22 protein-coding genes and 1 riboswitch are annotated in these 22,527 nt (G+C 38.4%); of the genes, 6 read left to right on the top strand and 16 right to left on the bottom strand.

Going from position 1 to position 22,527, the window contains the following annotated elements; translation table 11 throughout:
- Positions 1–562: 562 nt before the first annotated feature.
- Both I5776_RS01485 and I5776_RS01480 read right to left on the bottom strand, forming a co-directional pair.
- Entirely contained in the window at positions 563–1,039 is a 477-nt protein-coding gene (locus I5776_RS01485) for an SRPBCC family protein (RefSeq protein ID WP_202778651.1), read from the bottom strand.
- A 71-nt stretch (positions 1,040–1,110) separates the two neighbouring features.
- Positions 1,111–2,004 carry a LysR family transcriptional regulator gene (locus tag I5776_RS01480; RefSeq protein WP_202778650.1) on the bottom strand — a complete coding sequence of 298 codons (894 nt, stop codon included), beginning with the start codon at positions 2,002–2,004 and terminating at the stop codon, positions 1,111–1,113.
- A gap of 110 nt (positions 2,005–2,114) precedes the next feature.
- Here I5776_RS01480 and I5776_RS01475 point away from each other — a divergent pair, with 110 nt between their 5' ends.
- Positions 2,115–2,657, top strand: a complete 543-nt coding sequence (locus I5776_RS01475) for a flavodoxin family protein (protein WP_202778649.1) — start codon at positions 2,115–2,117, stop codon at positions 2,655–2,657.
- 212 nt (positions 2,658–2,869) lie between these two features.
- Here the strand turns inward: I5776_RS01475 and I5776_RS01470 are convergent, their stop codons facing one another.
- From I5776_RS01470 to I5776_RS01430, 9 genes are all read right to left on the bottom strand, one after another.
- Entirely contained in the window at positions 2,870–4,726 is a 1,857-nt protein-coding gene (locus I5776_RS01470) for an ABC transporter ATP-binding protein (RefSeq protein ID WP_202778648.1), read from the bottom strand.
- Positions 4,723–6,447 carry an ABC transporter ATP-binding protein gene (locus I5776_RS01465; RefSeq protein WP_202778647.1) on the bottom strand — a complete coding sequence of 575 codons (1,725 nt, stop codon included), beginning with the start codon at positions 6,445–6,447 and terminating at the stop codon, positions 4,723–4,725. Before I5776_RS01465 ends, I5776_RS01470 begins: the two co-directional genes overlap by 4 nt.
- A gap of 4 nt (positions 6,448–6,451) precedes the next feature.
- The gene (locus I5776_RS01460) at positions 6,452–6,907 is read right to left on the bottom strand and encodes a MarR family winged helix-turn-helix transcriptional regulator (RefSeq protein WP_202778646.1); all 456 of its coding nucleotides are present in this window, start codon (positions 6,905–6,907) and stop codon (positions 6,452–6,454) included.
- A 140-nt stretch (positions 6,908–7,047) separates the two neighbouring features.
- Entirely contained in the window at positions 7,048–7,908 is an 861-nt protein-coding gene (locus I5776_RS01455; RefSeq protein ID WP_202778645.1) for an AraC family transcriptional regulator, read from the bottom strand.
- A gap of 117 nt (positions 7,909–8,025) precedes the next feature.
- Positions 8,026–9,480 (bottom strand): NAD-dependent succinate-semialdehyde dehydrogenase, encoded by a 1,455-nt coding sequence (locus I5776_RS01450; protein WP_202778644.1) that lies wholly within the window; start codon positions 9,478–9,480, stop codon positions 8,026–8,028.
- A 12-nt stretch (positions 9,481–9,492) separates the two neighbouring features.
- Entirely contained in the window at positions 9,493–10,812 is a 1,320-nt protein-coding gene (locus tag I5776_RS01445) for an aminotransferase family protein (protein WP_202778643.1), read from the bottom strand.
- A 6-nt stretch (positions 10,813–10,818) separates the two neighbouring features.
- Positions 10,819–12,213, bottom strand: coding sequence for an APC family permease (locus I5776_RS01440; protein ID WP_202778642.1), 1,395 nt, complete (start codon positions 12,211–12,213; stop codon positions 10,819–10,821).
- 422 nt (positions 12,214–12,635) lie between these two features.
- Positions 12,636–13,412, bottom strand: coding sequence for an ABC transporter permease (locus I5776_RS01435; RefSeq protein ID WP_202778641.1), 777 nt, complete (start codon positions 13,410–13,412; stop codon positions 12,636–12,638).
- 2 nt (positions 13,413–13,414) lie between these two features.
- On the bottom strand, positions 13,415–14,296 hold the full coding sequence (locus I5776_RS01430) for an ATP-binding cassette domain-containing protein (RefSeq protein ID WP_202778640.1): 882 nt from the start codon (positions 14,294–14,296) through the stop codon (positions 13,415–13,417).
- Positions 14,297–14,528: 232 nt separating this feature from the next.
- Between I5776_RS01430 and I5776_RS01425 the strand changes: the two genes are divergently transcribed.
- On the top strand, positions 14,529–15,296 hold the full coding sequence (locus tag I5776_RS01425; RefSeq protein WP_202778639.1) for a TetR/AcrR family transcriptional regulator: 768 nt from the start codon (positions 14,529–14,531) through the stop codon (positions 15,294–15,296).
- Positions 15,297–15,373: 77 nt separating this feature from the next.
- On the opposite strand, the gene I5776_RS01420 is transcribed toward I5776_RS01425, so the two are convergent.
- Positions 15,374–15,931, bottom strand: a complete 558-nt coding sequence (locus I5776_RS01420; RefSeq protein ID WP_202778638.1) for a GNAT family N-acetyltransferase — start codon at positions 15,929–15,931, stop codon at positions 15,374–15,376.
- 367 nt (positions 15,932–16,298) lie between these two features.
- Between I5776_RS01420 and I5776_RS01415 the strand changes: the two genes are divergently transcribed.
- Entirely contained in the window at positions 16,299–16,955 is a 657-nt protein-coding gene (locus tag I5776_RS01415; RefSeq protein ID WP_202778637.1) for a GntR family transcriptional regulator, read from the top strand.
- A gap of 86 nt (positions 16,956–17,041) precedes the next feature.
- On the opposite strand, the gene brnQ is transcribed toward I5776_RS01415, so the two are convergent.
- The gene (brnQ, locus tag I5776_RS01410; protein ID WP_202778636.1) at positions 17,042–18,397 is read right to left on the bottom strand and encodes a branched-chain amino acid transport system II carrier protein; all 1,356 of its coding nucleotides are present in this window, start codon (positions 18,395–18,397) and stop codon (positions 17,042–17,044) included.
- Positions 18,398–18,675: 278 nt separating this feature from the next.
- Here brnQ and I5776_RS01405 point away from each other — a divergent pair, with 278 nt between their 5' ends.
- The 3 genes from I5776_RS01405 to crcB (I5776_RS01395) all read left to right on the top strand — a co-directional run bounded on the left by I5776_RS01405 (position 18,676) and on the right by crcB (I5776_RS01395) (position 20,559).
- Complete coding sequence (locus tag I5776_RS01405) at positions 18,676–19,146, top strand: divergent PAP2 family protein (protein ID WP_107920550.1); 471 nt, start codon at positions 18,676–18,678, stop codon at positions 19,144–19,146.
- A gap of 547 nt (positions 19,147–19,693) precedes the next feature.
- Positions 19,694–19,753, top strand: a riboswitch (Fluoride riboswitch).
- A gap of 57 nt (positions 19,754–19,810) precedes the next feature.
- Positions 19,811–20,200 (top strand): fluoride efflux transporter CrcB, encoded by a 390-nt coding sequence (gene crcB, locus I5776_RS01400; RefSeq protein WP_066227994.1) that lies wholly within the window; start codon positions 19,811–19,813, stop codon positions 20,198–20,200.
- Entirely contained in the window at positions 20,200–20,559 is a 360-nt protein-coding gene (gene crcB / locus I5776_RS01395) for a fluoride efflux transporter CrcB (protein WP_373454637.1), read from the top strand. The genes crcB (I5776_RS01400) and crcB (I5776_RS01395) overlap by 1 nt, the downstream gene beginning before the upstream one ends.
- A gap of 92 nt (positions 20,560–20,651) precedes the next feature.
- Here the strand turns inward: crcB (I5776_RS01395) and I5776_RS01390 are convergent, their stop codons facing one another.
- The 3 genes from I5776_RS01390 to I5776_RS01380 form a co-directional block, all read right to left on the bottom strand.
- On the bottom strand, positions 20,652–20,987 hold the full coding sequence (locus I5776_RS01390) for a hypothetical protein (protein ID WP_246483872.1): 336 nt from the start codon (positions 20,985–20,987) through the stop codon (positions 20,652–20,654).
- 156 nt (positions 20,988–21,143) lie between these two features.
- Positions 21,144–21,362, bottom strand: coding sequence for a hypothetical protein (locus I5776_RS01385; RefSeq protein WP_133174940.1), 219 nt, complete (start codon positions 21,360–21,362; stop codon positions 21,144–21,146).
- Positions 21,363–21,463: 101 nt separating this feature from the next.
- Complete coding sequence (locus I5776_RS01380) at positions 21,464–22,336, bottom strand: YitT family protein (RefSeq protein ID WP_066235378.1); 873 nt, start codon at positions 22,334–22,336, stop codon at positions 21,464–21,466.
- Between the last annotated feature and the right edge of the window lie 191 nt (positions 22,337–22,527).

Raw genomic sequence — 22,527 nt, 5'->3', positions numbered from 1 at the left:
CTCTCTCTTTTCCGGTACCATCTCAGCGGGATTCGCTCTGCTATCGGACCGCCTCTCCTTTTTCCGGTTCCATTTCAGCGGGGGCGGCTCTGCTATCGGACCGCTTTCCTCTTTTCCGGGACCATTGCTGCGGGGGCGGCTCTTTCATCGGACCGCTTCTCCCTTTTTTCGGTTCCATTTCAGCGGGTTCGCAGCGTCTATCGGACCGCCTCTCTCTTTTCCGGTACCATCTCAGCGGGATTCGCTCTGCTATCGGACCGCCTCTCCTTTTTCCGGTTCCATTTCGGCGGGGGCGGCTCTGCTATCGGACCGCTTTCCTCTTTTCCGGGACCATTTCAGCGGGGGCGGCTCTTTCATCGGACCGCCTCCCCCTTTTCCAGTACCATTTCAGCAGGATTGGCGCCGACATCGGACCGCTTCTCTCTTTTCCGGTACCATCCATGTGGGCGCGTACCTTCCATCGGACCGCTTCCCTCAATTCACAGCTCATAAACAAGAAAAGTCTTTTCTTATCCGACTGGTTCTAAAAACCAGTCCAATCCATTATTAATCATCTTTTTCATTACATATATCTTTCTGTTAATTGAATATATTTTACGTACCATTTTTCCCATTCATTTTTTCTTGATTCAATTGTTCTACCATCTAATAAAGCACTTATAACATCTAAACAAACATGCCATCCGGCCAAATCCTTTGGAGTATGATTCGTCATTTTGTTAATTGTTTCATTTAAAATTAATAAACATCCATCTTGCTCTTTATACAATTCAAAACGCACGTTATCCTCTGCCCACGTATATTCCAATATAGAATACATTTCAAATTCGGTGATTTCCATCTCCTCAAAGGTGCCATCCTGCATATCGAACAACATCATTCCACCTTTACGAAGATCTTTCACTCGCAGCTCTGAAAACCATTTCGAAAGCTTTTGATTGTCCGTTAACATCGCCCATACCTTTTCAACGGGATGTTGTAACTGACGTTCAAATTTAGCAACATAATGATCTTCAACTTTTTGTATCGAAGCTAACATTATTCCACCTTCTCACAATGTATTTAGTTTTCATTGTATTAATAACCAATTCCAATATCAACCATCTCTTTTTAAGAGTCTTTAAATGTCTTTCGCGTTATTTCAATAAATGCCTTTAAAGGTGGGGACATCCATTTATCCTTGTGCCAAGCTATCTGAGTAAATACTGATGTGGAAGGATACTTCCAAACTAATTCCTTCATTTTTTCCATTTTCAAATCGGTTTCCACTGCCATCTTTGGCAACATGGCGATGCCAAGTCCGGCTATCACGCATTGTTTAATTGCTTCAATACTCCCAAATTCAATTTTATTTAGTGGGTGTATTCCTGCCGTCTGAAAAAGGCCTTCAAAAATCGTACGATAAGAACAGCCGCTTTCTGTAAGCAAAAGTGGCTCATGTTCTAAATCTTCCGGTAAAACCTCCGATTTTCCGATTAACGGATGGGAAGCTGATGCAACGATAACTAATTCCTCTTTGACAAGGGATTCAATTTTCAAGGATTCACCTGACCTACATGTATCCATAATAAAGGCTACATCGAGCTGCCCCTTCTCTAATTGTTCTCTTGCCATTTCATCTGAATGGGCTGGTTTAAAAACAACTCTCATTTTTGGATATTGTGACTTGAATTCTTTTAATATCGGTGGAAGTCGATATGTACATTGGCTTTCCTGCGCACCAATCGTTAAAGATCCTGTCTGTTCTTCGACTCCATTTATTAGCAATTTTGCTTCCTCATTTAATCGAATCATTTGTTCCGCATAGATTTTAAACTGTTTTCCGGCCTCTGTTAATACTAATCGCTTTCCTAACCGTTCAAACAAAGGCTTTCCCAAATCAGATTCAAGAGATTTTATTTGCGCCGTTACACTTGATTGGGCAAAGTTTAATATCTTCGCCGTTTGGGTAAAATTCAAGTTTTCGGCTGCCGTTTTAAATGTTATTAATTGCTTTATTTCCATCACATCACCTTAATCATTAATATCGATTGATATAATCAAAATAATCATCTTTATCGATTTATAAGATTATTATAAGATAATACTAACTAAAATAAAAGGAGAGAAGCGGAATGACAATAGCGGTTATTTATGGGGGAACGCGCACGAATGGAAATACAGAAACGTTAACAGATTTAGCTGTTAACGGGGTAGAAGTAGAAAAGATATACTTAAGTGACAACATCATACAACCGATTATAGATGGACGGCATTCAGAAGAAGGGTTTCAGGAAGTAAGTGACGATTACAACTTCATTATTGATCAACTTTTACCTCATGATACATGGATTTTTGCCACTCCAATCTATTGGTACAGTATGTCGGGAGTAATGAAAAACTTTATTGATCGTTGGTCACAAACAATGAGGGACACAAACTATCCTGAATTTAAAGCGCAAATGTCTAAGAAAAAAGCATATGTAATCGCTGTTGGCGGGGATGACCCTTACATAAAAGGTTTACCAATGATCCAACAATTTCAGCATATCTTTGATTTTATGGGTATGTCGTTTGATGGATATGTTCTTGGGGAAGGAAATAAGCCAGGAGATATTTTGAATGACAAAAAGGCTATGTGTGCGGCTACCGAATTATCACTGAAGTTAACGAAATAGGCTGACCAAATCGTAGAAGCTTAACGGACACCAGTACCGTTATTTGTGACAAAACAAGGCTATTTTTTATGTTTGAGGACAGAGGGTCCGCTATTTTGCAAAAACACATTGATTTCCTTATGTTTTTTCATAAATAGCGAACTCAGTGTCCGATTAACCCCAAAATTAGAGTCATTTATTAAAAATAACGGATTCCATGTCCGCATATTAATTTATCCAGCTACTTGCTTCGAAAACTGACTGTTATAAAGATCCGCATAAAATCCATCCGCTTCCAATAATTCTTGGTGAGAACCCTGTTCAATCACTTTACCTTGGTTCATGACTAAAATTAAATCGGCATCTCTAATTGTTGAAAGGCGGTGAGCAATGACGAAGCTTGTTCTTCCTTCCATCAATCGATTCATGGCCTGCTGAATCAATAATTCGGTACGTGTATCAACACTTGAAGTTGCTTCATCCAAAATCATAATCGGAGGGTCGGCTAAAATTGCTCGAGCAATTGTAAGAAGTTGTTTTTGCCCTTGAGAAATATTCGATGCTTCTTCATTCAATACGGTGTCATATCCATCTGGAAGTGTACGGATAAAATGATCAGCACGAGCTGCTTTAGCTGCTTGGAAGATTTCTTCATCTGTTGAACCATTCTTTCCATACGCTAAATTCTCTTTTATCGTTCCATTAAATAACCACGTATCCTGAAGCACCATTCCGAATGTTGTCCGCAAATCTTCACGGGATATTTCCCTCGTATCGATGCCGTCAATTTTAATGGCACCACCATTAAGTTCATAAAATCTCATTAATAAATTTATCAATGTCGTCTTCCCGGCACCTGTTGGTCCGACAATGGCGACCGTTTGACCCGGATGAACATCTATATTCATATCTTCTATTAATAAATCATTTCCATAACCGAAATCAACATGTTCAAAGGTAACCGCACCTTTTGCATGAGTTAAAGTTGATGTGTTCTTTTCTTGAATTTCCTCTTCCTCATCGAGAAGCTCAAAAACACGTTCCGCGGCCGCAACCGTTGACTGTATAATATTGGCGATGTTCGCAGTTTGTGTAATCGGTTGTGTAAATTGCTTTGTATAGGTAATAAATGCTTGAATATCACCTATTGAAATCGCTCGTTTTGTCACTAATATTCCGCCAATTACACTGATTAAAACATAGCTTAAATTTCCAACGAAAAACATCATCGGCATAATGATTCCTGAGATAAATTGAGCTTTACGTCCTGCTTGATATAATTCTTCATTTACTTCATCAAACTGTTCAAGTGCTTTCTTCTCATGTCCAAATGCTTTTACCACTTGGTGTCCCGTATACATTTCCTCTATATGTCCATTTAACTTTCCTAGTGTTCGTTGTTGATCAGCAAAATGCTTTTGCGATTTTTTCAAAATAGGTTTAATCACAAAGATAGACACTGGCAAGCTAACGATTGATATCAATGTGAGGAGCGGACTAATGGTTAACATCATAATAATGATACCAACAATCATAACAATCGATGTAATAAACTGGGTAACACTTTGCTGTAATGTACTCCCTATTAAATCAATATCATTTGTCACTCGACTTAATGTCTCTCCGTTTGGACGACCATCATAATATTTAAGTGGAAGCTTCTCAAGCTTTTCATTTACATCTTCTCTCAAATGGTACACCGTTTTCTGCGCTACACTTGACATAATATATTGCTGAATGTACGTAAATAAACTACTAATAACATATAGACCTCCTAAAAGGAGGAGAAGCTGGCCAATGGCACCAAAGTCTATTTCCGCACCCGGAACACCTTTAAATTTTGCATATGCCCCTTTAAAAACTTCAGTAATGGCGTTTCCCATAATTTTTGGGCCTGCAATGGTAAAAATCGTACTCATTGTTGCAGCAAAAAACACTGCGACTAATTGATTGCGAAGAGGCTTTAAATAAGAAAGCAGACGCTTGAAGGTTCCTTTAAAATTTTTAGCCTTCTGTCCAGCCATCATCATATGACCGCCACCGTGCCCTGGTCCACCGCCACGAGGATGCGATTTTTTATGCTTACTCATGCAATCTCCTCCTCTGAAAGCTGTGATTCAACTATTTCACGATAAACTTCATTCGTTTCTAGTAATTCTTTATGTGTTCCTATCCCAGCAATTTTCCCTTTATCTAATACGATAATTTGATCTGCATCGATAACGGTACTCACCCGCTGTGCAACGAGAATAACTGTTGCCGCTTCTGTCTCACTCTTTAGTGCTGCACGTAATTTTGCATCCGTTTTATAATCAAGGGCAGAAAAACTATCATCAAAAATATAAATATCAGGCTTTCTAACGAGTGCCCTCGCTATTGAAAGACGTTGTTTTTGTCCACCGGATATATTTGCACCACCTTGTGAAATGACAGAATCGTAACCAGCGTCCATTTTGCCAATAAAATCTTCAGCTTGAGCGACTTTTGCAGCGTGGACAATTTCTTCTTGTGTTGCGTCTTCTTTTCCAAAACGAATATTTTCCGCAATCGTTCCCGAAAAAAGCAGTGCCTTCTGAGGTACAAAACCAATTTTTGAACGCACTTCCTCTTGAGACGCATCACGGACATCCACACCATTTACCCGAATCGTTCCGCTAGACACATCAAAAAACCTTGGAATTAAATTCACTAAAGTTGTCTTTCCCGCTCCTGTTCCACCGATAATCGCCGTCACTTCACCTGAATTGGCTTTAAAATCGATATCTAATAATGCAGGTTCTTCTGCACCAGGATAACTGAATGATACATGTTCAAATTCAAGCGTTCCACGATTCTTATCAGCTGCTTGTTTCCCCTCATCTAAAAACGTTGGTTTCATTCCCAGAACTTCATTAATCCGTTTTGCTGATACCGCTGCACGAGGCACCATAACAAACATCATCGATGCCATCACAAGTGCAAACATAATTTGCATTACGTATTGAATAAAGGCCATAAGATCTCCTACTTGCATTGCACCATTATCAATACGAATCCCACCAAACCATATGACGCCTACAACCGTTAAATTCATCACAAGCATCATAACAGGCATTAAAAGTGCCATTACCTTATTCACTTTAATGGAAACATCCGTTAAATCTTTATTTGCCTTTTGAAGTCGAACCTTTTCTTGTTTTTCACGATTAAATGCACGAATAACCCGAATTCCTGTCAAGTTTTCACGCAATACTAAATTCAGACGATCTAATCGTGTCTGAACGACTTTAAAAAGAGGAATTCCTTTATTCATAATTAATAAGATCGAACCGACCAATAGCGGAATGGTGACAACGATGATTAGCGATAATTTTGCATCTTTAGACAGCGCCATAATCAGGCCACCTACAAACATAATTGGGGCACTAACCACCATACGAAGCATCATAATGACCACTTGCTGTACTTGTGTAATATCATTTGTCGTTCTCGTAATTAAGGATGCTGTACCTACTTCATCAAAATCTTGTAGTGAAAACTTCTCTACATGGTTAAAGACTTTTCGGCGAATATCTCGCCCGAACCCCATAGCAGCCTTTGATGAAAAATAGCTTGCAGCAACAGATGCTAAAGCACCAAAAGCAGAAACTAGCAACATGAGCCCACCAATTTTCCAAATATATGGCGTATCCCCAACGACTACACCTTTATCGATAATATCCGCCATTAGTGTAGGTAAATAGAGATCCGACATCGATTGTAGGAAAACAAGGCCAAATACTGCTAGAACGATCCATTTATAAAATGATAAATTTTTCAATAGCTTAGCCATTCAATCATTCTCCTTGTTCTAATATTTCTTTTTCTAAAAATAGTGCAATTTGGCGAAGTGCAGCAAGGAAATCTTCGGATTGCTTTTCAGAAAATGTTTGAAGTGCACATTCGAAAGCATGATGAATACTTCCCTTTTGAACCCAAATCGTCTTAAAAAATTTCTTGCCTTTCTCACTCAATATCAATTGCATTTCCCTTCGATTGTCTTCAACAGGGTGCCGATGAATCAATCCAGCTAAAACAAGACCATCAACGGCCTGACTTAATGTACTTTTCGGTAGCTGAGTTTCCTTACCTAGCTCCTTTTGTGTCATTTCTATTTGTGGTGCCAATTTCGTTAGTAATACCAATTGTGGGATCGAGAGGTTATGATCGGAAGCTGTTTTTTGAAAGATTTTCCTCGCATTTTGTTGTACATGATCGAATGCGTGAAGAATTTCTAATGAAAGCTGATTCAATTGATCTTTATCGCTCCTTTTGTCTATTTTAGAATTGTTCCATTATGAACTATTCACAATGATAAATATTAATTTACTCTGATAAATAGCCATAGTCAAGAAAAAAATCCTTTCGTTTTGAAAGGATTTTTTTTCACATCTTATTTTACCGGAATCCAAATTTCAGAATAGGAATCGGGACTAAATGCGTCTTCATTTGGATATACTTCCAATTCTGGCGTCCCCGCATGTTGATAGCCACTGGATGGGAACCATTCCGAAAAAATCTGTTTCCACACTTTTTGCATGGCATCAGGCATTGGACCGTGAACTTCAAATACAGCCCATTTAGAAGCAGGTAGCTCCAGCTTTTCAAATTTATCAGGAACATCACCATCGTGAGCAGCGGCGATCCAGTAATCCATTTGTTGCGGTCGCGTTGAACCATTATCGACGCAGACACCTAGCACCCCATTAACCGGACCATTGTTTACCTTGAATAGCTCATCATCTGTTCCATTTGCATTGACTTCATCCCAAAGCTTTGGAATACCGACAAGATTTTCACCGTTCGCGTATGAAAATTCTCGCTTAATTCCGACGATTTGAAATGCACCTTTCTCAACAATACTGTACTTCATTGGTTCTACCCCTTTCAGATTCACCTGTATCATCAGGCGGTTATAAGATTGCAGCTTTCCAATGCCTTTACGTGCATCACTTGGGGTTATCCCGTGCTGCTTACGAAAGGCTTTAGTGAAAGCCTCGGGAGTGTCGTAGCCATACTTATAGGCGAGATCAATAATTTTAGCATTTGTTCTTGCTAATTCTTCGGCTGCTAGTGTTAAGCGTCTCCGACGAAGATATTCACCTACAGAGACATCAGTTAGCACTGAAAATGTTCGCTGAAAGTGAAACGTTGAAGCGTTAGCTTGGTTAGCTATATCATCAATTGTTATCTCCTCCAGCAAATGCTCTTCCATGTAGTTAATTGCCTTTTGTAATGATTCCACCCATGCCATATCGCTCACTCCTTACTTACATTCTAAAAGGGGAATGACTTTCTATCCTGTCATTTTATGCTTAGTTAAGACAGATTCTCTATCGCAAGCTTTTTCTCCTGCTTTTGCCTAAAATGTTTATTTCGTCATACCTATCGAAACATACTTCATTTCAACAAACTCTAGTATTCCTTCCTTTCCACCTTCTTTTCCAAACCCTGATTCTTTTATCCCTCCAAACGGTGCCTCTGCTGTTGCTGGAAAAACATCATTCACCCCTATAATGCCGTACTCTAATGCTTCTGTCAGCTGAAATAGACGGTTCGTGCTTTCAGTAATAATATAGGCTGCTAAACCATATGGAAGCTGATTTGCTTTTTCAATTACCTTTTCCAATGAATCAAATGTTTCAATCGGCAAAACAGGTCCAAATGTTTCTTCGTTCATAACCTTCATTCGTTCATTTACATCTACAAGAACAGTAGGTTCATAGAAATGACCGCCTAATCCTCCATTCCATTCCTTTCCCCCAGCTACAATTGACGCACCATGTTTCAAAGCATCCTCGACATGTTCTGTTACTTTTTCCACCGCATTTTGATCAATCATTGGACCGATGACCGTTGAATCCTCATTCCCATTACCGATTTTAAGGTTCTTTACTTTTTCCGATAGTTTTTCGATAAATTCTTCAGCAATCTTCTGATGTACATAGACTCTGTTCGCACAAATACAAGTTTGCCCACAGTTTCTAAATTTACTTGCAATTGTTAAATCAACGGCTGTTTCAAGGTTAGCATCTTCTAGAACAAGAATTGGTGCGTGTCCGCCTAACTCTAGTGATAACTTTTTTATATGCTGGGAACTATTTTTCATTAAATCTCTTCCTACTTCTGTTGAACCAGTGAATGTAATCAAACGAACATCTGGACTTTGTGTCAACGCCTCTCCAACAGCTCTTGCGTCACCTGCAACTAGATTCAATACTCCTTTTGGAAGACCTATTTCTTCAAAAAGTTTCACGATGGCCATTGCCGTTAATGGTGTTTGTGATGCAGGTTTCAGGACTACAGTACAACCGGCAGCTAAAGAAGGTCCAAGTTTTCTAGTCACCATTGAGGCAGGAAAATTCCATGGCGTTATCGCAGCAATTACACCGATTGCTTGCGGAATAACGAGTGACCGCTTATTTGCGTTAGATGGTGGAATGATTTCTCCATAAACACGGCTTGCTTCCTCTGCATACCACAATAAGTAACTCGCGGCTGATTCGATTTCTGTTCGAGCTTCTGAAAGAGGCTTCCCCTGTTCCGACGTTAAAATTTGTGCAAGCTGCTCTTTATTTTCAAGCATCTTTTCATATGCTTTGTACAAATACCTTGAACGTTCTCTTGCCGTTTTTTTTTTCGACCAAGAAGGAAAAGCAGCTTTTGCTTCCTCGATAGCTTCTAGAGCATCCTCTTTTCCTCCATACGATATTTCCGTCAGCTTTTCTAAAGTTGCTGGGTTAGTAATCGCCCGATAAGCACCCGAATACGCTTCACGCCATTCTCCATTTATAAATATCCCTTTTTCCTTTTGTCCAATTAACATTGTTTTCCCCTCCTATAAACCTTTTTGAACGGCAATTAATGCTTCTCTCAAAATAGAAATAAGTTCGTGAATTTCTTGTTTATTAATAATAAGTGGCGGCGAGAAAACGACCGTATCCATTCCTTCAAATCCTACTGTCCGAACAATTAAACCTCTCTTTGCTGCCTCTGCACTCACACGTGGGGCGATCAACGTATCAAAGCGATTATTCGTTTCCGGGTTAACCATTTCGATTGCACCAATTAAACCAAGTGTTCGAACCTCACCGATAAAATCGAATTCCATTTGAAGACTTTTAAAACCATTTAGCAATTCTTCACCCATCATTCTTGAATTCTCTACTAAATTCTCATTTTCAATGATCTCTATATTTTTTAACCCTACTGCACAAGCCGTCGCATGACCACTATACGTATAGCCGTGAAGAAGTACTCCTTCTGATAAATCAATTAACTCCTGATGAATCGTATCCGTTACCATTACACCACCTAGTGGAATATACCCGCTAGTGACTCCCTTCGCAAACAACATTAAATCTGGGGTCACTCCGTAATGCTCACATGCAAACATCTTACCAGTACGACCAAAACCGGTAATGACTTCATCAACAATAAGCAAAATATTATTCTCATCACAGATTTTCCGTACCTCCTGAAGATATCCATCAGGAGCTATATTTACCCCACCCGCACCTTGAACAGGCTCAGTGATAAATGCTGCAATATGATTCGCACCCTCCTTTTGAATACATTCTCGGAGGGAATCTAAGGAAAAAGTGGCTACATGAACAAAATCAGGTGCATGGGAATTGGTTAAGGAATGGAATGGTGAAATCCCTGTCGCACTTGTCGCTCCAATGTTTACACCATGATAGCCTTTCTTTTGAGAAATAATTTTTTTCTTCTCCGCGTGTCCCTTAAGCTTCCAATAATATCGAGCCAATTTATATGCCGTATCATTTGACTCCGATCCTCCGGATGTAAAAAATACAGCGTTTAAATTTCCAGGAGCAAGTTCTGCTAACTTACTAGCCAGTCGGATTGCAGGCTCATTACTCATGGAGGAAAACGAATTCGTAAACGCAAGCTTTGTCATTTGGTCATATGCAGCTTCAGCCAATTCTTTACGACCATATCCAACATTCACATTCCAAAGCGAGGCCATGCCTTCAAGCACCTTTTGACCTGAGGTATCAGTCAAATACACACCATCTCCACTCGTAAAAATAAAAGGTGCACCGCTTTCATTTTGTTGTTTTAAAGAAGATGTTGGGTGGATAAAGTGCTTCTTATCTAAATCGATCAACATTTCATGGACATCTGTTTTCATCATTTCCAATCACTCCTTAAATGTTTGTTCTGTAGTACTCGTTTGAATCCTTTCCACTTTAGGTATTTTCATAAAGAAGTACAGACCAGCAACCCACCACGCTCCAAAGATAATCCATTCATAAGGCCAAACTAATGAAGCCGGCATACCAGGCATATACAATACGATAAAGCCTATGCTTAGTATTGAGGCTAAAATTCCAACAATATTACTTTTTCCAGCCTGAAACGGTCTTGGCAGTTTAGGCTGCGTTTTTCGTAGAACGACAAAGGATAATGAAACAATAAAGTAAGCAATAACGATAGATAATCCGCCTGCATCGACCAACCAAACAAGTGCTGGCCGTCCAAGAAGCGGACATACCGTAGCGAGTAATCCAATAACTAAAATGGCATTTTTCGGTGTTTTATATTTAGGATGAAGTTTTCCAAACCAGCCAGGCAGCATCCCGTCTTGAGCCATTGCATACATAACACGGCTGCCGCCAATAATAAATGCATTCCAACTCGTTAATATCCCGGCTATTCCACCCAATATTAATATTTTGGAGAACACGGCTGAACCAAACACCGCACCCATTGCATCAGCTGTTGGTAAACTGGATACCTTCAACTGACCTTCATTTAAAGATAATGAGACACCTAAAATGATAAAAATATACCATAGAACAGCTAAAGCGACAGATAAGAGAAGAACCCTTCCAACTGTTTTCTTCGGAATATTCATTTCCTCAGCCATTTGTGGGATAACATCAAATCCGACAAACATAAATGGAGTCATAATCATTACTCCCATCAGTCCAGCCATTCCTCCAGTGAAAAGAGGATCCATATTTTTTACTTCTCCACCAAAAGCTGAACCGAAAATTAAGAAAAGACCTACGATTGCTAGCAAGGCAGTTAAAACTAATTGCAATACTGCCGCTTGTTTTACCCCAATAAAGTTAATCCAAGTAACTATAATCGATCCGACCATTCCGACTGCCACCCAGGAAAAGTAAACATCCCATCCAGCAATCGTCCACATATAACCAACTTGATAATTAGGAAAGATATATTCTATAACCGTTGGTAATGCCACTGCCTCAAATGCAACGACAGAAACATATCCTAATAAAATCGACCACGATACGATAAATGCCGCTTTTGAACCAAATGCCTCTTGAGCAAAATGGTGGGCGCCACCTGTTTTCGGCAAGGCTGTTGTAAGTTCTGAATAAACCAAACCAACAAAGGTAACCATAATGCCTCCAATAAGGAAGGCAAGCATTGAACCTAATGATCCAGCCTTTGAAATCCAATCCCCTGATAAGACGACCCAGCCCCAACCAATCATTGCTCCAAAAGCTAATACAATAACATCTGCCCGTGATAACACTTTGCTAAAATCGTTATTTTTTGACATCTTATTCCCCCTATCCACTTACTTTAATAATGGTAGTATGTAGTTCTAAGACGAAGGAAAAAAGAAAATTGCATCTTATTGATCACTTTTTAATGGATTGATATGTATATTAATCCTCATCATCCATTAAGTTTATCTCCTCCTTTATGAAGTTTTTGTAATTCAAAAAAGCCAGCTCTATCACATACTTTCGTGATAAAGACTGGCTTTATGATTCATTAACGCTACTCTGTAAAGAATAGCTATGAAATCTAAACAGTCGATATAAATAATGCATCATCCGTTTCTTCCCTTCCTTCCGCGGTGAAACGGCTAGGGCCGAAGAAATATTATATTTTAACTCTATCAAATTTTCAGTATAATTCAAGTGCCTTTTGAATTATTTAATTTGTTAAGACACTAAATTATTTATGAAAGTCCTTTTATCGACGACCCGCCTTGCGACGAAACAACCACCTACACCATACAAACGATCCAATAAGAATGAATAAACACCATCCTATCGCCCACCAGGCACTATTATTTACTGGTGTATTTGTAAGCAATCCTCGAATCGTTTCAATTATGGGAGTAAAAGGTTGATTTTCTGCTATCCCTTGAAGCCATTTCGGCATTGTTTCCGTTGGAACAAATGCACTTGACAAGTATGGAAGGAATAGAAGAACAAATCCATAACTACTGGCTGCTGTTGGGCTGGATGCAATCAGACCGATAGCTGCATAGAGCCAAGTTAATGCTAAAATAAATAGTATAATAACAGCTAATGCACCGACCCATTCCAAAAAACTAGCAGATGGCCGGAAGCCAACAAGAAACGCTACTCCAATGACAATTACAGTAGCTACTAAATTACGTACTAAGCTAGCAACTACATGCCCTGTAATTACATAATGGCTTTTAATAGGCATTGTTCGAAACCGATCAATTATGCCATTCATCATATCATTTGCGACATCAACCGCTGTACTTGATGACCCAAATCCTGCACAAAGCAAAATAATACCTGGAACCACATACGATACGTACTCCCCACTTGCATCAATCGCGCCACCAAATACATACGTAAAAAGCAGCATTAGCATAATAGGAAGAGCGATTGCCATGACCAATGCTTCAACATTTCGCAAACTATGGCGGATGCTTCTTCCTATAAAGATAGCATTTGTAATACCAAAAGAAAGTTCCTTCATTTTCGACATAATTAAATGGCCTCCTTATTTTGAGATGTTAATTCAATAAACACATCATCCATACTCGGTTTTCGAATACTGATTCGATTTTCACCTGCTTCAACATTGGAAAAGTGTTCCAGTACTTGAATGAACTCACGAATACTTCCGTCCGTTGGATATTCATGGATCACTTCATCTTTTTCATTTCGAATCTCAATAACCTCTCCCCCGATTTGTGATTTAAGTTCCTCTGCCGTTCCCTGTGCCAAAACGCGGCCATTAGCAATAACAGCAATATTATCTGCTAATTGATCAGCTTCTTCTAAATATTGAGTCGTTAAAAATATTGTAATTCCACTAGCAGCAAGCTTTAGAATAATCTCCCATAATACCCTTCTACTACGCGTATCCAGTCCTGTTGTTGGTTCATCGAGAAACAAAACGGGACGGCTAACAACTAAACTGATTGCCAAATCCAAACGGCGGCGCATACCTCCGGAGAATGTTTTGACCCGTTTATGCGCGGATTCCACAAGGTCAAAATATTCTAGAAGTTCAGCAGTTCTAGATCTTGCATCTTCTGCACTTAGACCTGAGAGTCTGCCCATCATACGGAGATTTTCCTCCGCCGTTAATATTTCATCAACCGCTGCATACTGACCTGTAAGACTAATAGATTGTTTTACTCCTTCTATATCCGTGACAACATCATGGCCTGCGACACGCACAGTCCCCGAATCGGGGGATACTAACGTAGATAAAATATTAATTATTGTTGTTTTTCCCGCGCCATTTGGGCCAAGCAGGGCAAAAATACTTCCAGATGGAACGGACAAATCTATCCCATCAAGTACTATATGATGACCAAACTTTTTTCTAAGCCCTGTTATTTCGATAGATAATGAATCCATAATATCTTCCCCTTTACAATTGTATATATCATAAACTGTTTATTGCATACACAGTATATTACGTATACAATTAAAATGCAACAAGATTTTATAATAAAAAACAGAAAATATAACTTTAATACAAGCGACTGTTTAAATTATTGAGGTTATTCAACTATTATGATATTTACTTTAATAGTTCGATTATGTATACAAACTGCTCAACACATCTAAAATCTAGGAGGAAACAAAAATGAATGATCAATTTGAGGACAATCTACCTCGTGGTGTGGCCCTTAGTTGGGGCTTAGTTAAACAGCCTCGGCGGGGACCAAAACGGGAAATGAATTTAAAACAAATTGTTGATGCAGCGATAACAATCGCTGATAAGGACGGACTTGCAGCAGTCTCTATGAACAAGGTAGCAGCCTCGCTCGGGTTTACCCCTATGTCACTTTATCGATATATACCTAGCAAGGACGATCTTTTATTACTTATGCAAGATGCAGTATGCGATATCCCTATTCCACCAATAAAACAAGGAACTACTTGGCGTGAAAACTTGCGGACGTATGTTCAAGCGTGTATTGGAGTTTTTTACAAGCATCCTTGGTTTGGAGATATTCCGGTCTCCAGTGTTCCTCTCACCCCAAACAACCTTCAAATTGTGGACTGGGCATTGCGTGGAATGAATGAACTTCCATTAAACGATCATGAAAAAATGTCGGTTGCACTTTTATTAAGTAGTTATGCACGCTCATCCGGAATGATTCAACGAGATCTCAACCAAGCGATTCAGTCAGGGAAAAAGCAAAGTGCCATAAGTGGCCAGGATTATAGTGCTGCACTCAAGCAGTTAGTCACACCCGAACGCTTTCCGGACCTTTACAATGTCGTTATTTCAGGTGCCTATACAGAAGAAAATAACGAGGAAAATAACGTAGGAGATGATTTTGAATTTGGACTTGAAAGAATTCTAGATGGCATCGAATACTATATTGAGAAAAAAAGAAATAGGTAACCTCAGAACATAGAAACCCGAATAATGGTCACTTTCCAACTTTGACCATTATTCGGGTTGTAATTAAACTTTATTCATTATTTTAATAGCGCCAATGTAATCACATCATGCCAGGTTTTTGTTCCTTCATGATACAAATGCTGCTTTAACAATCCTTCTTTTTGGAAACCGAGCTTTTCTAACACTTTTAGTGAAGCCAGATTTTCTGGAAAAACCTCTGCAATGATACGATGATTATTTAATCCTTCAAATACATACGTAATGACAGCCTTCAAAGCCTCTGTCATCAACCCTTGATTCCAATAATCACGTGATAATTCATAACCTATAACAATTGGAAGTTTCCACTCAAAAGGCCCACGAACGGGGTTTATCGGAATCGTACCAATAATCTTATTATCGGTCTTTGACGCCATTCCGAATCGCATAAAGGTACCTTCTTGAAATTGCTTTTCCCAATAACGAATCATTTTAATCGCTTGTTCTTCGGATTGCGGTCCATACCAATCTAAGTATTTTGAAATTTCACGATCCGAATAATATGAAAAGAAATCAAAAGCATCTTCTACTGTAAGCTCTCTTAAAATTAATCGCTGTGTTTCAACGCTTGGAAACTCTCTCAACTGACTACTCATCTATTTATTCCTCCTATTAATGAGGAACGCTAAATAGCAATTGTAGTATTTTACATGCGGAATGACCTTATCAGGTATCCGCCGGATTTCAACAGAATCACTATGCGTCCCTTGTAATGGTCATATGAAAACAAGCATACAAATATATTTTAACGAACCATTACAAAGTTGTTGGCATAATAATCCTCCTTCATACATTTCCTATTTTCATATTATTCTAACTACATTTTTTACGTCAACCTTAATTTTCATATCACTTGGTATAAAACCAACACCTCCACTGTAATATATTGCATATCATTTCCTTGATTTTTCATGTATACTATATAATAGATATTACACAAAATTTTATTGAGGGTGAATCGACATGCCGATACCGATTAATCATTTGAGACCTAAGCGCAAATCCGCTAAGGAAAATGCATTTAACCAAATCCAACAATGGATTATTGAAGGCACATTGAAGCCTGGTGAAAAACTAAATGACTCCGAGCTTGCGGAAGCGCTAGGTGTTAGTCGAACACCAATAAGGGAATCCTTGCAACTGCTCGAAGTCCAAGGTTTCGTAAAAATGTATCCCGGTAAAGCAACACAAGTAACAGAGGTAAAAAAAGAATCGATTAAAGATCTGCTACCTCCGTTGGCTTCATTACAAGCATTATCCGCTGAACTAGCCATCTCACATTTAAATGATGAAGTGATCAAATTACTTGAACGTACAAATGAGAGATTTGCAGAAGCCATTCACTCACAAAACTACTTTGCTGCACTAAGAATAGATGAAGAATTTCATCAAATTATTGTTGATACTGCAAAAAATCCTTACATACATTCCATCGTTGCAGATTTGCAAGCTCATGTTAGAAGGTTATTTTTTCATAACTCCATTATCCTAACTAAAAAATCCATTGATGAACATCGAACTATCATTAATTTAATGAAAGATCAAAACGTGACTGACGTCGCACAAGTCATGCGCCAAAACTGGCTCCGTGCGATTGAAGAATTCCATTCAATAAAATGAGAAAAAGCCGATTCCTCGAGGAACCGGCTTTTTCTATCTATCTAGCTAGCTACAACACCTGGCACCTTGAGGCGCTTTCGTTTTTCTTAGGCGTGTACTTCAGAATATCGTTGGTAGCGCACAATAATTCCTGTGATTAGAATTACAATAAGAACCGGAAGCAACCATCCAAGTCCCTCTTTATAGAAAGGTAAAAACCGCTCATAGAAAGATATAATATCGGCTACCCAACCCGGATACTCCATTTTAAACAGGTCACAAAACGTTTTAATCCCATCAATAATACTAATTAAAAATGTAACAAATGTAGCTGAAACATAAACCACTCGTGAGTGATTAAACAGCGGTGACAAGAAGGTTAATAACATTAATACAATGGCTAATGGATAAAGAAACATTAATACGGGAATTGAATAATTAATAATATTAGCAAGTCCAAAATTAGCAATGATAAATGTAACGGTTGTGAAAAATGTAACGAAAACTTTGTAGCTAATTTTCGGAAATAGTGTATGAAAGTATTCCCCACACGCTGTCATTAAGCCAATACTTGTCGTTAAACAAGCAAGCAGGATAATAATGGACAACATAACCGTTCCCGTCATACCGAAATAATAGGATGCTGCACTCCCTAAGACAGGGCCACCCGTATCAAAAAGACCGAATCTTCCTGTACTTGTCGCTCCTAAATAGGCGATTCCCACATATATGATACCTAGAAAGGCAATGGCAACAAATCCCGATTTTGCCGTTGCACCAAGGATTCCACGGGTTGAATTCACACCCATTGAACGGATAGCATTAATGACAATAATACCAAATACAAGTGAAGCTAATGCATCCATTGTATTATATCCTTCCGTAAATCCTTTCATAAATGCATTGCCTGTATATGCACCTTGTGGAGCCTCTATTGATCCCATCGGTTTAACAATCACCATTACTAATAAAACAAGTAAAAGAATAATAATACCTGGCGACAAGATTTTTCCAACGCGATCGACTAGCTTTGCTGGATTTAAAGAAAACCATAGAGTAATTGCGAAAAATAATAATGTGAAAATAATTAACCCTGTTTGTTCAAAACCTTTTCCGACAAATGGTGCAAAACCGATATCATATGCTACTGCACCCGTACGTGGAGCTGCAAAAAATGGTCCAATCGTTAAATATAATAGAGAAGTAAAAATTACCCCATAGATTGGATGAATTCTACCAGATAGTTCTTGTAAATTCCGACTTCCTGAAAACCCCATCACTAAGATACCTAGAAAAGGTAAACCGACGCCAGTAATCAAAAAGCCTACAACTGCAGGTATAATATTTGTTCCAGCATTTTGACCAAGCTGTGCTGGGAAAATTAAATTGCCCGCTCCGAAAAACAATGCAAATAGCATGACTCCTACTACAAAGTAAGATGAAAATGATAGTTTGTCATTCATAATATGTTCCCCCTAAGATGATTATTTTGCTAAAATGCTATATGCAATATATTAGTGAAATCTATCATACTATCTTTGTATGCAAAATGCAATATATCAATCAGATTTTTTTGATAATTCGCACTGAGGTTGGGACAATGAGGCTGATCCACTATCCGTAATCTAATCTTAATTATCAAAAAAGTAGCTTAATATACGACTTTTTGTGGAACTATAAGAGTATGTTATAAAAGAAAATAATGTGATTTTATTACCTATCCAATGAATAGGAGGACAAAATGTTTCTGTCATATCCCATTTTAGCCGCTCTTTTAGGTATGTTAATTGCCCAATTTGTCAAAATTCCCATTCACTTTTTAACCTCACGGGAATTGAAATGGAGTTTATTTTTAAGTACAGGTGGCATGCCCAGCTCACATACAGCTACAGTTATTTCCCTAACCACCGCCATCGGATTAACTTCCGGTTTTTATTCTAATGAGTTTGCAATCTGCGTCGTTGTTTCCGCCATCGTTATTCATGATGCGATTGGTGTTCGAAGGGAAGCCGGGTTCCATGCTGAAGTGTTAAATAAATTATTAGCTGATTTCAATCAATTAATTGAAATCATTAAAGATCATGATGTTACGAAGTATCAGTACCAAAAGAAGTTTAAAGAATTGTTAGGACATAAACCAGTTGAGGTTTTCTTTGGAATCATTACAGGTATCTTAGTAGGTTTGTTAACATTTTATATTTATCCATTCTAATGGTTGCGAGTTTGGACCCTAGTTCCGTTATTTGTACGAATAATGGAGTAATTGTTTTTGTTTATGGACATTGCAAGTGGTCCGATAGAGCAATGCTGGAATGGTGCCGGGAAAGGGAGAAGCGGTACTATTGCTGTGCCGGGCGTACTTCTATCGGACCGGGATAGGGAAAAGCGGTACCATTGCTATGCCGGGCGTACTGCTATGGAACCGGTTAAAGGAGAAGTGGTACCATTGCTGTGCTGGTCGTACTTCTATCGGACCGGGATAGGGAAAAGCGGTACCATTGCTGTGCCGGGCGTACTGCTATGGAACCGGTTAAAGGAGAAGCGGTACCATTGCTGTGCTAGTCGTACTTCTATCGGACCGGGATAGGGAAAAGCGGTACCATTGCTGTGCCGGGCGTACTGCTATGGAACCGGTTAAAGGAGAAGCAGTCCCATTGCTGTGCCGGGCGTACTTCTATCGGACCGGCAAAGGGAAAAGCGGCCCCCATAATAAATATTCCATTGGTAAATTTATGATTATATGCTAAAATAGCGCTATAAATGTAAAGGGCGATGGAGTTCGCCAGATGTGCTACTAGGCTAATGACTCCTACCGGAAAAAATATCTGGTAGGAGTCTTTTTATGTTTGGGAACTATATACTAGAGGTGAACATTCGTGCAGTATTTATTCGTTGGCATTGCCGGGATACTTGGGGCATCTTTGCGTTATTTAATCGGAATTTACTTTAACCATTGGTGGCTATACGACTTTCCGTTAGCAACCTTTTTAACTAATATGGCGGGAAGTTTTATTTTGGGATGGATAACAACTTTTGTACCACGGCTTAAATTTCTCCATCCTTATATGATTACTGCAATAGGAACCGGATTGATTGGCTCCTTTACGACTTTTTCTACCTTTAGTGTGGAAACCGTTCAACTAGTAATGAACGCGAAATGGGCTATTGCAATCGGTTATGTACTCTTAAGTCTTTGGGGTGGGCTATTATTCTCCTGGTGTGGTTTTAATTTAGGAACTTCCAAAAACGAGGTGATCTCTAAATGATTGCACATATTACATTAGTAGCAATCGGGGGATTTTTTGGCGCAATTTTCCGCTTCGGAATGAGTAACTGGATAAAGAGCAAATACCCATCTACTTTTCCAATAGCTACCCTTTTTGTGAATCTAATCGGTTCGTTTCTCCTCGGTCTAATTATCGGAGCAAATTTAGAAAAGTCCTGGCAATTACTATTAGGGACGGGATTCACGGGGGCGTTTACCACTTTTTCTACCTTTAAATTAGAAAATGTCCAACTTTATGAAAAGAAAAATTGGAATGTGATGGTTTTGTATTTAAGCATCGGTTATACAGTCGGAATATTGCTTGCATTTATTGGGCTAAAAATAGGTGAGGTTTTTTAAGGGATTTTTCAGTACAAGAATCGGACAAAGGACCTAATCTGTTGTCCCATCAGTCTTTAATTTTCAATTTTTAAAAATAGAATGTTTTTTCCTCACCAAAGATAACTTAAAAAAGGAGGCAATATTAATAAGAATACGGAGAAAGATAGTAGAGATTTAGTGACTTTTCGAGATAGTTTTTCTTTTCCTTTTCCATTGTACCACCCATTAAACTGCCATTTGTTTCTATACATGACAAACAATAAGATTAAAACGGCTAAAAATCCTGTCCATTCATAGCAGTTTACACCTAATGATTTGTATGTATAGTTTAAAACAGAACTAAAAACACCACCCAAAAATCCAAATATCAGGATAATTCTAATTAGCTCTAAAATAACCTTCATAAATTGCACACCCTCATTATTTTTCAATTGTAAACGTCGCATTATGGTTTAAGAAAAAGCACTTTAGTCAACACGCATCATAAAAAAGTATTAAAAAATGACACAGTTGTGTCATTTTTATTTTAAAGTGTATTAAGTTATTACTTGATAGCCATATCATGATATATATTTTTAAAGGCTTTTTGTAACTAACTCTAGTTAGTTGAGCAAAGCGTTATCTTTCTTCTGTTTCTTTTTATCGTTGAAAGCCCAACCATAATAAATAATTACTGCCGTTACAAGAACCAACGTTGGGATATAATTCAACTTTGTTGGTATAAAAGTATACAAAAATATCGCAAGTATAATGGCTGGAAGGACCGTTTTTAGCCACATTTGTATTCGTTTATTTTTAAAATTGAATTCGAAACTGTCCATCATTATCACTCCCTCTTGTATAACATACCATAAACGCAACACATTTGTCAGAATTGTCACTTTACACAGCTAACTGAGGTTTCAAATTTACTTAGTTTTATCTAATGAATATTATTCTTTCTGAAATTACCACCCTTAACTTCTGCAACGTCATATACTGTAACAAAAGCGGTTTCGTCAATTTCATGAATGATTTCTTTTATTTTACTTTCTTCTAAGCGGTTAATGACACAAGTGATTTCTTTAAATTTTTCTCTTGTATAGCCACCGTAAACTTCATTATACGTTGCGCTTCTGCCCAAGCGATCACGTATAGTCTCTACCATTAATTCAGGTTGAGTGGTGATAATTTTAAAGGTTTTAGAGCCGCTTAAACCTACCTCAACGATATGAATCACCTTCGAAGCAATAAAGTAAGCAATTGCCGAAAGAATTGCCCCTTGAAGGCCGAATATAGTTGTAACAAAAATAAATACAAACAAGTTTAAGAAAAGAATTAAATCACTTGTTCCAAACGGTAATTTCCGGGAAAGTAGTACGGCTAGCATATCAATTCCATCTAATGCACCGCCATTACGCAAAGCTAGCCCCATTCCCAAACCGAGGATAATACCACCAACGACGGTAACTAGCAAGGTATCCCCCTCAATAATCGCTGGGATATGATGCATAAGGCTTGTACCAATAGATAATGAAACGATTCCTATAACCGAAAAAACTGCAAAGCTTTTACCAATTTGTTGATACCCTAACCAAATAAAAGGGATGTTAATAATCGCAATTAAAACGCCTAATGGTAATCCAAATAGTTTCGATGCAACGATACTAAGCCCCGTTACCCCACCATCAGATACATTATTGGGGATTAAGACAGTTTCTAGACCATATGCCGCTATAAATCCCCCAATTATAATGATCAATCCACGTAAAATTGTCTTTAACCTTTTTGATTTGTACTTTTTCACATTGCTCATACCGAACCTCTATTCAATCAATTTATCTTTTAATTTTACCATATATGTATTCTAAGTATTTTTCCCATGCTTTATTCTCTACGAAAGTCGAATATTCTGATGGAAAATATGTTCTTTGCAAAGAGGGGAAATTCAAAAGGCATGCTTTTTTACAATGGATAAGAGTATGTCCTAAAAGCTATGATTTTAGA

Origin of the sequence: Heyndrickxia vini (assembly GCF_016772275.1) — a bacterium.
Classification (GTDB): domain Bacteria; phylum Bacillota; class Bacilli; order Bacillales; family Bacillaceae_C; genus Heyndrickxia; species Heyndrickxia vini.
The sequence above is the reverse complement of the archived record's forward strand: the minus strand, read 5'-3'. Positions and strand labels throughout refer to the sequence as shown.